The following is a 12,041-nucleotide window of genomic DNA, read 5'->3' as shown; positions in this document are numbered from 1 at the left end:
GTCGGGCGGCCAGCAGCAGCGCGTCGCGATTGCGCGTGCGCTCGCGACGCGGCCGTCGATCATGTTGTTCGACGAGCCGACGTCGGCGCTCGATCCGGAGCTGGTCGGCGAAGTACTGAAGGTCGTCGAGACGCTCGCGAAGGAAGGGATGACGATGATCATCGTCACGCACGAAATGAACTTCGCGTTCAAGGTGTCCGACCGCATCGTCTTCATGGAGAACGGCCGCATCCTCTACGACGTGCCGCCCGAGCGCATACGGGCGAGCGGCGACGCACGCGTGAAGGATTTTCTGCGGCATGTTCACTTCGCATGATGGGACGCGAGGCTCACGCATGAACGGCTTCGATTTTCCGCACGACGAACGGCGCGACGCGCGCCCCTGCGTCGACCGGCTGCGCGCATGCATTGCCCGTGCGGCCGCGCATCCGGACGACATCGGCACCGCATGGCTGGCGCGTCGCGACGCGGCGGCGCTCGCCGAGGCGCACGAATGGGACCGGCGCGCGCGTCACGGCGGCGCCGCGCCGCTGGCCGGTGCGGTGCTGACGGTGAAGGCGTGTTTCGACTGCGAAGGCTGGGTCACGCATGCAGGCTCGCGCGTACTCGCCGACGATCCGCCGGCGCGCACCGACGCGGCAGTGGTCGCGGCGCTGCGACGCGCCGGCGCCGTGCTCATTGCGCAGACCGCGATGACGGAGTTCGCGTACGGCGCGCTCGGCGTGAACCGCACCTACGGCACGCCGGCGACGCCGCTCGACGCGCATCGCGAGCGCGTGGCAGGCGGGTCGAGCTCGGGCGCCGCGGTGTCGATCGCGCTGGGCGTCGCCGATCTGTCGGTCGGCTCGGACACGAGCGGATCGGCTCGCATTCCGGCCGCATTCTGCGGCGTGGCGGGGTTCAAGCCCTCGCGCGGCCGCTATCCCGATGCGGGCATGCAATTCCTGTCGACGACGTTCGACGTGCCAGGCCTGATCGCCGCGACGGCCGCGCGATGCCGCGATGCGGACGCCGCGCTGCACGGCCGTGCGATTGGTGCGGCTGCGCCTATGCCTGCGCGAATCGGCGACCTGCATTTCGTCGTGCCGGAACGCTTCGCGACCGACGACACCGATGCAGCGGTCGCGCAGGCGTTCGACGCGTGGCTGTCGCGGCTATCCGCGTGCGGCGCGCGCATCGAGCGCAAGCGGCTCGATTGCATCGTCGAGGCCGGTGCGGCTGCGCGCGAGGGCGGCATCATCGCGGCCGAGGCGTTCAGTCTGCATCGCGCGCGGCTCGCGGCGTGCGCGGATCGCTACGACCCGCTCGTCGCCGCACGCATCACTGCGGGCGAGCAGGTGCGTGCGCACGACTATGCGGCTGCGCTGGTGCGTCTGCGCGCACTGGCCGACTCGTACGACGCGGCGCTCGGCGAAGCGGACGCGGTGCTCACGCCGACGGTGCCGATGCTGCCGCCGCGTATGCCCGAGCTGGCCGACACCGCCGTCTATCTCGCGCAGAATGCGCGCGCATTCCGGCTCACCGAGTTCGCGAACCGGCTCGATCTGCCGAGCATCAGCGTGCCGGCGGACCGCCGGCGGAACAGGCCGATCGGGCTGCTGATGACCGGACGCCGCGGCGGCGATGCAAGCCTGCTCGATGCGGCAGTGCGCGTCGAACACGCGCTGGACGCATGCAGATGAACCGTTTCCCGTCGGCGGGGCACGCCCTGCCGTTTTTCATCGTCACCATTCCGAGGTGCGCATGATCGTCGTAAGATCGGCCGACATTGCCCACACCGAACGCCACGCAAGCGGGCCTGGTTGGGACAGCAAGCGGATGATCGTCAAGCAGGACGGCGTCGGCTATTCCGTTCACGAAACGCGCGTGCACGAAGGCGCGGAGCTGCATCTGCATTACAAGCATCACTTCGAGACCAACTATTGCGTCGCAGGCGAAGGGGAGGTGGTCGATACGGCAACCGGCGACGTGCACCGCATCACGCCGGGCACGGTCTACGCGCTGAACCGGAACGACGCGCACATTCTGCGCGCGACGCGCGGCGATCTGCATCTGGTCTGCGTGTTCAATCCGCCGCTGACGGGGCGCGAAACGCATCGCGAAGACGGCAGCTATGCGCTGCCGGCCGGCGACGACGTGTAAGGCCGGCCCGCCGTCGTCGCATGCGTGCCGCATCGCGCGGCATGCATGCGGCGTGCGCTGCGTGCGCTACGCGGCGTCGCGATGGGTGCGGCGGATCGCGTCGACGAGCATGCGCTCGGAATCGTCGAGATAGCGTGCGAGCACCGTCACGGCTTCGCTTCGGCGGTTCTGCGTGAGCAGATCGTAGATGCGGTATTCGCGTTCGATCCAGTCGGGCGTCTGCACGCGTTTCTCGTCGGGATCGGACGCGAACACGAGACGCAGCTGCGCAGAGATCGTCCGGAAGAATTCGTCGAGCAGCGCGGACTTCTGCAGCGCGACGATATGCTGATGAAACCGCAGGCTATGCGTGCCGACGGCCTGCCAGTTCTCTTTCGCGAGTTCGCGCTCGGCCGCGCGGATCGCCGATTGCATCTTGTCGAGCAGCACCGGTTGCGCGAGCTCGGCCGTATTCAGCGCATGCAGTTCGAGCGTGCGGCGCGCGACGTACAGATCGCGTACGTCCTGGCGATTGAGCGTGCGCACGACCACGCCCTTGTGCCGCACGAACGTGACGAGCCCCTCGCGGCCAAGCTGATGCAGGACTTCGCGAAGCGAATTGCGCGACGTGCCGTATTCGGCGGCGAGGTCCATCTCGATCAGCGCGGTGCCGGGCGGCAGCTTGCCGCTGATGATGTGCTCGCGCAATTGATGGCTGATCCGGTCGGCGACCGATTGTCCTCTCGCTTTTTCGCTTGCCATGCTGTCCGTTCGCTCCTGTCCGATCGCCGCCGGCGTGGCCGGCCGGCGGCGTTTCGCCATTCTACGGGCTTTGTCACGCCGTGCCGTCGTGCTGCCAGCTCGCCTGTGGCGGCTGCATCCCGTGCTGGCCGCGATACGGCGCGACGGCCGGCGACGACCAGCCTGCGAGCAGGCTCGGATCGAGCCGGTAGATCTCGACGCCGAGCGGCCGGCACACGTCGATCGGATCGCGTGCGTCGGGCCCCCACATCGGCACGGATAGATCGCCGCCCGGGCACGTCGACATCGCACACAACAGATCGATCTCGGCGAAGAACTCCAGATAGTCGCCCGGTTTCGCCGGGCAGGCTTTCATGAAGTATTTGTCGTCGTCGTTCAGGCCCGTGCACTGGAACACGTTCAGCACGTCGTGCACGTCGAATTCGGTCAGCCCGTACGGCGCAACCGCGCGCACGAGGTTCGAGTGGCAGTGGAAATGGAAGTCCTCGCCGGTCAGCAGCTTGTTGACGTACGGATCGCAGCGTGTGCCGAGCAGGTCGTGCACACGGCCGCCGTCGCCGTCGACGCCGTAGTCGGCGAGCGTGTCGTCGGTGATCGTCGCCATCGGGCGCAGATACGGCAGCGTCGACCACAGGCGATCGAACGTCGTCACGTGCGCCGCCTGCAACTGACGCGTGCGAGACGCCCACATCCGCTCGCGCGGATTGTGCAGGTTCCACATGTTCAGATCGGCGACCTGCGGCCCCTCGAGCGTGACGATCCGGAACACGTGGCCGGCCGGGACCGTCCAGGCGAACCCGCTGCGGATCGGCACGACGTGCGATTCGATGCGCTCGCGCGCGTCGCGACGCTGCGCGATCGCGGCATAGAACGATTTGTCGACGTTCAGGACGGAGCCTTTGGTGACCTGGTAAGCGGCGGGATAGCTGGACATGACGCGTTGCTCTCGACGAAGGTGGCGGATACGGGCGGTCGGCCGGAAGCCTTTGCAGTGGCCGGTCAGGCGTCAATTCGGATGGTGGATTGTTCAACAATCCGTTGGCGCTGCGAGGAGTATAGGCGGAGGGCGGGGCCGCGTGTCAACCGGCGGAAAGTACCGAGAAGTACCGCGCGCGGCGCGGGCGTGCAGGCGCGCTCGCTGCGGGAGGAGATAAAAAATGTTCGGTGTCAAGTATTTTCAAGGCATCCCATTTGGCCTGAAACCTTATACGAGACAGCAAGTTAGCTCTGTATCGTGCCACCCGATGGCACCTCGGCGGTGTGGGCTAGGTGCCACATGAGAGCGTTGGGAGAGAAAGCCGGATCGCGCTACATCGGACACGGAGTGCAGCGTCGGCAACCGACCTGAACTCCCATATTACCGGCTTCCCAAACGAAGAACGCACGGCCTGGAGCCGCGCGTTCTTCATTAAATCTATGTCGGAGCATCGTCATCCTGACTTCGGGGTGGCGACGGCCTTGGCCTTGCCACCCCGCTTGAATCCCCGATCCCCCGCCATGAAGGCTTCGAGCATGTGCGGGATCAGCGTGGCCGCATCGACCGCTTCGCCATAGGTCTGCGCATGAAGAGCGGCGTACCGGTCTAGATCCATTTTCAGGCTGGCTGGACAAGCGAATGTCAGCTTGGTGCTGCTGGTCGATGGCAGCGGCCCAAGCCGGAGTTTTCTGGCCATGTTCATCGGGCACCTCCACGCTGAAGAAAGAGCGGCTGGTAAGGTCGAACCTGTAAATCCCTTGCCACGATGATCCGCACCGGCAACCCCGGCCGCGCTGTCAGCGTCGGCTGGATGTTCATGTTGCGCCGGGTCATCTCCTGCCCCACTTGGTTCACACTGTCCTGCAGACCATCGCGCCCGGCAATGACGATGCGGTTGCCGTTCTGCCGATTCTCCGGCGCGGCCAACTCGGCGCCGATACCCAGCAGCGTGGTCAGCGCCGCCCCGGCAAAGATGCGGCCCCAATGCTGATCCACTTCATCCTCCAACCCTGCGTAGCCCGCAGGATCGGTGCCGACAAGGTTGTCGAGCGTCAGCGAGGATGTGTCTGGCAAGATGATCCGGTTCCACACCATCTGCACCCGGCTCTGCCCGAAGCTCACCTGGCTGTTGTATTTGCCCAAAATGCGCGAGCCCTGCGGAATCAGCAGGAACCTGCCCGTAGCCGTGTCATAGACCGGCTCCGTCACCGTGGCGATCACATCGCCCGGCAGGTCGGACTTGATGCCTGTGACCAGCGCCGCTGCGATCACCGTCCCGGCCATCACCTGGTACGGCGAGGCTGGCATTTGGAGATTGCCGGAATTGCGAGTCTCCTTGGAGCCGCCTTTCAGGAACGCCTCTTTCTGGTCTTGCCGGTTCTGCACGGTGGTGGGATCACTGGGCTGGGCCGCCGTCGAGGCCGGACCGGCCGCCAGCGGATCGAACCCTGCCAAGGCGTTGGCCATGCCGGGTGCTCCGGGCGCCGCCTGCGCGACAGCGCCAGCGGCTTGGCCCGGCTTTCCCGAGCGGAAGAACACCGCCGAAGCCGCCGCCGCTTCGGCCTCCTTGCGCAAGGCGTCGTTGGGATCATGTCCCGGCGGCATGTAGGTGGGCTGCTGCGCCGCCACGATGGCCGGCCCCAGGTCGCCCGGCAGCGGCGGCCCCAGCTCGGGCGCCTTCGGCAGTTTCGAGTAATCGGACGGCAACCCATCCAGCCCTTCGGACTTTGAGACCCGATCCACGTTGTACAGCTCGTTCTGCCAGCCTGCGCCGCGCCGGTGCGGCTGCAGGGCCCAGATCGTGGCCCCGAGCACGGCGACCGACAGGCCGCCGGTGAGCATGGCCAGCGTGCGCCGGTTCAGGCGCGTGACCGGGCGCGGCTGGGCGCGCAACGCCATCGCTTCGGGCGCCGCCTTGCCCCCCTGAGAAGTGGCATGGTCGGGGGTGTTGTCTTGGCTCATGCTCAATTCCTCCGTGCCACGCCATCGGTGCGCTCAATTCGCACCACGGCGCCCTTATCGCCACCCAGGCGCAGCTCGGCCGCACCAAACAGCCGATCCACGATGTAGTACGGCGAGCGGAAGCGGTAGTTCACCAGTTGTCCGTCGCCTTGCGCGCCGATCACGAACATTGGCGGTAGCTCGCCTTGAGCGATGCCCGCCGGAAACTGGATATAGACCTTCTCGCCATCGTCAAAGGCCCGCAACGGCTTCCACGGCGGATTGCTGCCGCTGACCGCGTAGCGGAAACGGATCTTCTCCAGCGACAGCCCGGCATCGACCGGCGCGGCGGCGCTGGCCGCTTGTGCCTGGCGCTGCAGGGCCAGCATCCTGTCCTTGGGGTATTCCCAGGACACCGAAGCCATCCATGTCTTCTCGGTCGAAGTCAGTTCTAGCAGGTAGGTGCGCCGACTGGTCGTGATGACCAAATTGGTCTTGAGGCCCGAGCGGATGGGCTTGACCATCACATTGACGCGCAGCGCATCGCCGCTGCCGCTCGATGTGTCGCCCACGATCCAGCGCACCGTGTCACCGGCAGCCACCGTCACCAGTTCCTCGCCCGGCTGGAGCGCGATCACGGTCACGCGACCCACGGCCGCATAGACCTGGTACAGCGCGCCATCAGTGAACGGCCAGACCTGGATGGCGTTCACATAGCCCTCGCGTGTGGGCGCAACACGGGCCTCCGTGTTCGCACGGGTCACGCGCACCTTCTCGTCGGGCGATTCCAGTGTGGCCTTGGCATCACCGGCCAGCGGCTTCATCTGTCCAGGCAGTGCCAGCACCTCGGGCACGGTCACGACCTCCACGGGCTTCGGCGCCTCGGGCAGCGGCTGGGCCTGCACCGGCCCATCCAACGAGATGGATGGCGGCGGAGTCCCCTGCGTGGCGCAGCCCGAGAACAAAACGGTGGATGCCAGTAGGATCACAGGCAAGGCGGGTTTACGGAAATGTCCATTCATGGTTTTGCTCCTTCGTTTCCTTCCAGCTCGCGGCTCCACGCCAGCCCGTTGACGTAGATACCCAGCGGGTTCTTGCGCACGCGCTGCTCCGTGCGCGGGGTCTGCAGCACCGTGGAGATCACCGCGTTCCAGCGCTCGGTGCGATCCAGCGCGCCGTTGACGAAGCGCGTCTCGGTCCAGCGCACGTTGAAGGACTGGTCGCTGGCGCGGGTCACGCTGGACACCTGCACCGTCACCGACTCCTTGCCGATGCGCGAGAACGGATCAGCCACCCGCGCGTACTCATTGAGCACCACGGCGCCCTTGTCCGTGGTGTAGTCATAGGCATCGAGCCAGTTCTGCCGCACCACGATGGGGTCGATGGACAGCGAGCGCACCAGGCCGATGAAGCGGCCCAGGTGGTAAGCAATCTGCGCATCGCTGGGCTGGTACGGCGTGGCGGCTTCGCCGACAGCGCGCACCTGGCCCGCGTTGTCCACCTCGATCACGTAGGGCGTGACGATGGACTGCGCCGAGCGCCAGACCAGGCCGCCGGCCATCAGCACCGCCAGCGTGAGGCAGCCGAAGGCCATAAGCCGCCAGTTCTTCGCCTGCACGCGGGCCGAGCCGATGCGGTCGTCCCAGACCTGGGCGGCGGATTGGTACGGGGTGGCAGGCTGCGGCGTATCGGCGTAGCGCACCTGCGGTCGTTTGAATCGCATGGGAGTTCTCCTTATGAATCGGAATCACGAAGGCTTGGCCCCTGGCTGGAGCTGCCGCCGTCGCCGCCGCGCAGCGTGTGGGCGGCCGTGGTCGCGGCATGGGTGAGCTGCTGCCTGCGGTGCAGGCGCTTGGCCCAGGCAGGCTGTTCGTTGGATGGAGGCGCATCTGCGGCATCAGCGCCAGATGCCGGCGCCTCATCCGGCCGGAAGGCCGCTGCCACGCGCTCCTTCATCGAGCGTGCGCCGTCGGCTACCTTTTGCCCGGCGGTCTTGGCCACGTTGCCCGCGCCAGCGGCAGCGCCTTGGATGCCACTGCCTGCGGCCGTAGAGCCAGCATCGAAAGCCGCCTTGGCGCCGCGCGCGCCGCCGGCCGCAAGGCGGGCTGCACCAGGTGCCATCCGCGCCCCTGCAGCCACGGCGCTGCCGACGCCAGCAGCCGCAGCCCCGACGCCAATGGCAGCGCCTGCGGCCCCCAGCGTTGCTCCGGCCATCGCACCGGCTCCAAGCTGTGGCCCGCCGGACACCAGCCCGGTGGCAATGCCCGGCCCGAAGATGCCCAGGGCCAGCATGGACAGCGAAGCCAGCATGATGACCAGCGCCTGGTCGATGGAGGGCTCGGCACCTGCGGGAATCCTGAACTCGGCAAACAGCCCGGTGCCGATCCCCACGATGACCGCGAGCACCAGCACCTTGATGCCCGAAGACACCACATTGCCCAGCACCTTCTCGGCCAGGAACGCCGTCTTGTTCCAGAGGGCGAACGGCACCAACACGAAGCCCGCGAGCGTGGTCAGCTTGAACTCGATCAGCGTCACGAAGAGCTGCACCGCCAGCACGAAGAAGCACAGGAGGACGATGCCCCACGCGAGGAACAGCACCACGATGGAGGTGATGTTGACGAACACCTCCGGGAAGCCCGCCATCTGCTTGATCTGCTCCAGGATGGGGGCCGCCGCGTCGATGCCGGTCTTGGCCAGCCGCCCCGGCTGCAGGAAGTTGCCCATGCTCACGCTGGAACCGCTGGCCGTCAGGCCCAGCCCCGCGAAAGAGCGAAACACCACGCCCGCGAGCATGTTGAAGTTGCCGATGATGTAGGCGAAGGCGCCCACATAGAGCACCTTGCGGATCAGCTTGGCGATCACGTCCTCGCCCTGGCCGCTGGCATGGCCCATCGCCCAGAACAGTCCGGCGAGCGTCATGTCGATGACGATCAGCGTGGCTGTCAGAAACGCCACCTCGCCCTGCAGCAGCCCAAAGCCCGAGTCGATGTAGCGCGAGAAAACATCGAGAAAGCGGTCGATGACCGATACGTCGTTCATGGCCCGGCCCCGTCAGCGGTTGTAGAAATCGACGGGGTGCGGCGTGTATGGCGTTCCAGAGCCCAGAAAGCGCCGCGTGATTTCGCGCCCGCGCTCCGTGGCCGCGGCCTGCCGCGCCTGCTCCAGCGATACGGCGCGATCCTGCGTGAGCTGCAAGCGTTGCGTCTGGATCGACTGCTTGGCCTGCAGGGCCAGCAACTGGTTCATGGCCTGCATCGCTTGCAGCGCGCCCACGGCCGATTGGCTCTTACCCACGAGGTCAGCCAGCACGGCCTCGTCATCCTTGAGGTTCTGCGAGGCCTGGGCCTGCATCTGCATCGCGGTCTGCAGGCTGGTGAGCGTGTTCTTCCAGCGTTCCTGCGTGTCCCGGTACATCTGGTCGCCGCTCACGGTGGCAGCGTACTGCTCGGGATACAGGCGCTTGAACTCCTTGTCCATGTTCGTCACGTCGTAGGCCAGGCCCTTGGCCTGGTCGATCAGCCGCTGGGTCAACGCCAGGTTGGCGCGCAACTGACCGACCACGCTGGATGGCAAGCTCGCCAGGTTGCGCGCCTGGTTCTCCAACATCTTGGCCTCGTTCTGCAACTGCTTGATCTGGTTGTAGAGCTGCTGCAGCGTCTGGATGGCCGTCAGCATGTTCTGCACGAAGTTGGACGGATCGAACACGATGAGGGCCGCCGCGGGCTGGGCGAACATCAGGGAGCCGGTCAGGACGGCGGCGATTGCGGCGGGAAGGATGCGGGTTTTCATGGTGAGTTCTCCTGCGGGTGGGAAGGAAACGAGGACAGCAGTTCGGCGGCCCAATGCAGGCCGCGATGGCGCAGCCAGGTGGCCGCGAACGGGGTGGAAGCGGAAGATGTGGAGGTGGTGGCGGCAGCGAGCACCGCGTCGATGTCGCGCTGGTCTTGCGGCGTGGACGCACCCGCGAAGGCCAAGGTCGCGGCGCCCAGGTCGAGGTCGAACAGGCGATTGCCGAGACGCGACTGGTAGTAGTAGTCCCGCTTGGGCTGTGCAGTCGCCACGATCTCGATCTGGCGGCTGTTGAGCCCGAAGCCTTCGTAGATCGTGCGAATCTGCGGCTCGGTCGCCTGCGGGTTGGGCAGGAAGATGCGGCTCGCGCAGCTCTCGATGATGGCCGGCGCGATGCTCGAATCCTTGATGTCCGCCAGGCTCTGCGTGGCAAAGATGACGCTGACGTTCTTCTTCCTGAGCGTCTTGAGCCACTGGCGGATGTGCGCCGCAAACACCGGGTCATCGAGAAACAGCCACGCTTCGTCGAGGATCAGCAGCGTCGGCGCACCGTCAAAGCGTTCATCGAAGCGCGCAAAGAGGTAATGCAGCACGGCCATGACAGCGGCCTTGCTGTGCATCAGTTCCTCCATCTCGAAGCACTGCACGGAACCAGCGCCCAGGCGATCCGAATCCGCATCCAGCAACTTGCCGTGTGCGCCACCTAGCACATAGGGCGCCAGCGCTTGCCGCAGTGCGTTCGATTGCAGCAAGACGGAAAGCCCGGTCATCGTGCGCTGCTCCAGCGGAGCACCGGCGAGACTGCCGAGTGCCGACCAGATGGCCACCTTCTCGTCGGGGCCGACCGCGACACCCTCATGCCGCAAGCGGCCTTCGAGCCATTCGGCCGCCCAGGTGCGATAGCCCTCGCGGTCGATGCGGGCGAGCGGCTGGAAGGCAATTTCTCCATCCGTGCCCAGGTCGTAGTGCTCGCCGCCCAGGCCCAGGATGGTGGCGCGCATCGAGCGCCCCATGTCGAAGGCGAAGATGCGCGAGCCGCGATAACGACGGAACTGCATCGCCAAGGTGGCGAGCAAGACCGACTTGCCCATGCCCGTGGGGCCGGCCACCAAGGTATGGCCCACGTCGCCAATGTGCGTCACCAGCCGGAACGGCGTTGCCCCCTCGGTGCGCGTGACGATCAGCGGCGGGCCGTCGAGGTGGTCGTTCTTCTCCGGCCCGGCCCATACGGCGGACACCGGCATCAGATGTGCCAGATTCAGCGTCGAGATGATGGGCTGGCGCACGTTCGCGTAGGCGTGCCCCGGAATCGACGATAGCCAGGCATCCACGGCATTGAGCGTTTCGGGGATCGTCACAAAGCCGCGCCCCTGGATGACGCGTTCCACCATGCGCAGCTTCTCATCGGCCTTCGCCGGGTCGGCATCGAGCACCGTCACCGTGGTGGTGACATAGCCGAAGGCCACTTGGTCGCTGCCCAGCTCCTGCAACGCCGCATCGGCATCCGCCGATTTTTTGCTCGCGTCGGTATCGACCAGCGGGGTTTCCTGCTGGAAGATGGTTTCGCGCAGCAATGCGATGACGTTCTTGCGCTTGGCGAACCATTGGCGGCGCAGGCGGGAAAGCTCCTTTTCCGCATCGGCTTTGTCGAGGCACAGGAACCGGGTTGACCAGCGATACGCAAAGCCGAGGCGGTTGAGGTCATCCAGAATCCCCGGCCAGGTCGAGGTCGGGAAGCCGCGCACCGTCGCCACGCGCAGGTGCTGATCGCCCAGCATGGGCGCCAGCCCGCCAATGAGCGCGGAATCGGCCAGCAGCGCATCGAGATGGAATGGCACTTCCGGCACACCGACGCGATAGCACCGCGTGGAGATGGTCGAGTGCAGGTAGGTCAGCGTCTGGCTGTCATCGAGCCACGCGATCTCCGGCATCACGCCATCGAGCAGGTCAAAGATGCGATCCGTTTCCGCGACGAAGGCCGTCAGGCGCTCGCGCCAGTCCACGCCTTCGGTCGGACGGTTCTCGTAGAGCAGGCCCGCCGCGCGGGCGCGTGCCTCCTCGGGCGGCAGATACATCAGCGTCAGGTGGTAGCCGCTCTCGAAGTGGTTGCCCGAGTCCTGGAAGGCGGCGCGGCGTTCCTCGTCTACCAGCCACGACAGCGGCTCGGGAAACTCCGAGTGCGGGTAGTTGGCGGCGGGCCGGCGCTCGGCTTCGATGAACAAGGCCCAGCCCGAACCCAGCCTGCGCAACGCGTTGTTCAATCGTGCTGACGTAGAGATCAGCTCGCCCTGCGTGGCACTGTCGAGGTCGGGGCCACGAAAGCGCGCCGTGCGCTGGAACGAGCCATCCTTGTTCAGCACGACGCCCGGCGCAACCAGCCCGGCCCAGGGCAGCCAGTCGGCCAGCAATGCGGGCCGCTGGCGGTATTCGGCAAGGTTCAGCATGGCAT

12 protein-coding genes are annotated in these 12,041 nt (G+C 66.5%); 3 read left to right on the top strand and 9 right to left on the bottom strand.

The genetic code is table 11. The features are described 5' to 3' along the window. The 3 genes from HMPREF3115_RS32595 to HMPREF3115_RS19405 form a co-directional block, all read left to right on the top strand. The coding region (locus HMPREF3115_RS32595) for an ATP-binding cassette domain-containing protein (protein WP_256276280.1) at positions 1-316 on the top strand (316 nt) is incomplete at its 5' end. Between the two features lie 19 nt (positions 317-335). Continuing rightward, on the top strand, positions 336-1,682 hold the full coding sequence (locus HMPREF3115_RS19410) for an amidase family protein (protein ID WP_006410344.1): 1,347 nt from the start codon (positions 336-338) through the stop codon (positions 1,680-1,682). A 61-nt stretch (positions 1,683-1,743) separates the two neighbouring features. Next, positions 1,744-2,142, top strand: a complete 399-nt coding sequence (locus tag HMPREF3115_RS19405; protein ID WP_006403382.1) for an ectoine synthase — start codon at positions 1,744-1,746, stop codon at positions 2,140-2,142. A gap of 66 nt (positions 2,143-2,208) precedes the next feature. Here the strand turns inward: HMPREF3115_RS19405 and HMPREF3115_RS19400 are convergent, their stop codons facing one another. From HMPREF3115_RS19400 to trbE, 9 genes are all read right to left on the bottom strand, one after another. Beyond that, positions 2,209-2,883, bottom strand: a complete 675-nt coding sequence (locus HMPREF3115_RS19400) for a GntR family transcriptional regulator (protein WP_006403383.1) — start codon at positions 2,881-2,883, stop codon at positions 2,209-2,211. Positions 2,884-2,956: 73 nt separating this feature from the next. Then, the gene (locus HMPREF3115_RS19395) at positions 2,957-3,817 is read right to left on the bottom strand and encodes an urea carboxylase-associated family protein (RefSeq protein WP_053298461.1); all 861 of its coding nucleotides are present in this window, start codon (positions 3,815-3,817) and stop codon (positions 2,957-2,959) included. A gap of 496 nt (positions 3,818-4,313) precedes the next feature. Then, entirely contained in the window at positions 4,314-4,562 is a 249-nt protein-coding gene (locus HMPREF3115_RS19390) for a DUF2274 domain-containing protein (RefSeq protein ID WP_008642645.1), read from the bottom strand. Further along, entirely contained in the window at positions 4,559-5,821 is a 1,263-nt protein-coding gene (locus HMPREF3115_RS19385; RefSeq protein ID WP_034201268.1) for a TraB/TrbI/VirB10 family type IV secretion system protein, read from the bottom strand. Before HMPREF3115_RS19385 ends, HMPREF3115_RS19390 begins: the two co-directional genes overlap by 4 nt. 2 nt (positions 5,822-5,823) lie before the next feature. Then, the gene (trbG, locus tag HMPREF3115_RS19380) at positions 5,824-6,822 is read right to left on the bottom strand and encodes a P-type conjugative transfer protein TrbG (protein WP_008640770.1); all 999 of its coding nucleotides are present in this window, start codon (positions 6,820-6,822) and stop codon (positions 5,824-5,826) included. After that, positions 6,819-7,523 (bottom strand): conjugal transfer protein TrbF, encoded by a 705-nt coding sequence (gene trbF, locus HMPREF3115_RS19375; protein ID WP_008640769.1) that lies wholly within the window; start codon positions 7,521-7,523, stop codon positions 6,819-6,821. Before trbF ends, trbG begins: the two co-directional genes overlap by 4 nt. Before the next feature lie 11 nt (positions 7,524-7,534). Next, a complete protein-coding gene (gene trbL, locus HMPREF3115_RS19370; RefSeq protein WP_034201269.1) occupies positions 7,535-8,842 on the bottom strand; it encodes a P-type conjugative transfer protein TrbL in 1,308 nt (435 codons plus the stop codon). Between the two features lie 12 nt (positions 8,843-8,854). Beyond that, positions 8,855-9,592, bottom strand: a complete 738-nt coding sequence (gene trbJ, locus HMPREF3115_RS19365) for a P-type conjugative transfer protein TrbJ (protein WP_008642622.1) — start codon at positions 9,590-9,592, stop codon at positions 8,855-8,857. Next, the gene (gene trbE, locus HMPREF3115_RS19360) at positions 9,589-12,036 is read right to left on the bottom strand and encodes a conjugal transfer protein TrbE (protein WP_008642621.1); all 2,448 of its coding nucleotides are present in this window, start codon (positions 12,034-12,036) and stop codon (positions 9,589-9,591) included. Before trbE ends, trbJ begins: the two co-directional genes overlap by 4 nt. Between the last annotated feature and the right edge of the window lie 5 nt (positions 12,037-12,041).

The organism is Burkholderia sp. HMSC10F09 (genome assembly GCF_001806955.1).
Lineage (GTDB): Bacteria > Pseudomonadota > Gammaproteobacteria > Burkholderiales > Burkholderiaceae > Burkholderia > Burkholderia multivorans.
Note: the sequence above shows the minus strand (reverse complement) of the source record. Positions and strands in the feature narration are given on the sequence as shown.

Coding starts and splice junctions, on each gene's coding strand:
- HMPREF3115_RS19390 (WP_008642645.1), bottom strand. CDS start 4,562: ATGAACATGGCCAGAAAACTCCGGCTTGGGCCGCTGCCATCGACCAGC.
- trbJ (WP_008642622.1), bottom strand. CDS start 9,592: ATGAAAACCCGCATCCTTCCCGCCGCAATCGCCGCCGTCCTGACCGGC.
- HMPREF3115_RS19410 (WP_006410344.1), top strand. CDS start 336: ATGAACGGCTTCGATTTTCCGCACGACGAACGGCGCGACGCGCGCCCC.
- trbF (WP_008640769.1), bottom strand. CDS start 7,523: ATGCGATTCAAACGACCGCAGGTGCGCTACGCCGATACGCCGCAGCCT.
- HMPREF3115_RS19395 (WP_053298461.1), bottom strand. CDS start 3,817: ATGTCCAGCTATCCCGCCGCTTACCAGGTCACCAAAGGCTCCGTCCTG.
- trbG (WP_008640770.1), bottom strand. CDS start 6,822: ATGAATGGACATTTCCGTAAACCCGCCTTGCCTGTGATCCTACTGGCA.
- trbE (WP_008642621.1), bottom strand. CDS start 12,036: ATGCTGAACCTTGCCGAATACCGCCAGCGGCCCGCATTGCTGGCCGAC.
- trbL (WP_034201269.1), bottom strand. CDS start 8,842: ATGAACGACGTATCGGTCATCGACCGCTTTCTCGATGTTTTCTCGCGC.
- HMPREF3115_RS19385 (WP_034201268.1), bottom strand. CDS start 5,821: ATGAGCCAAGACAACACCCCCGACCATGCCACTTCTCAGGGGGGCAAG.
- HMPREF3115_RS19400 (WP_006403383.1), bottom strand. CDS start 2,883: ATGGCAAGCGAAAAAGCGAGAGGACAATCGGTCGCCGACCGGATCAGC.
- HMPREF3115_RS19405 (WP_006403382.1), top strand. CDS start 1,744: ATGATCGTCGTAAGATCGGCCGACATTGCCCACACCGAACGCCACGCA.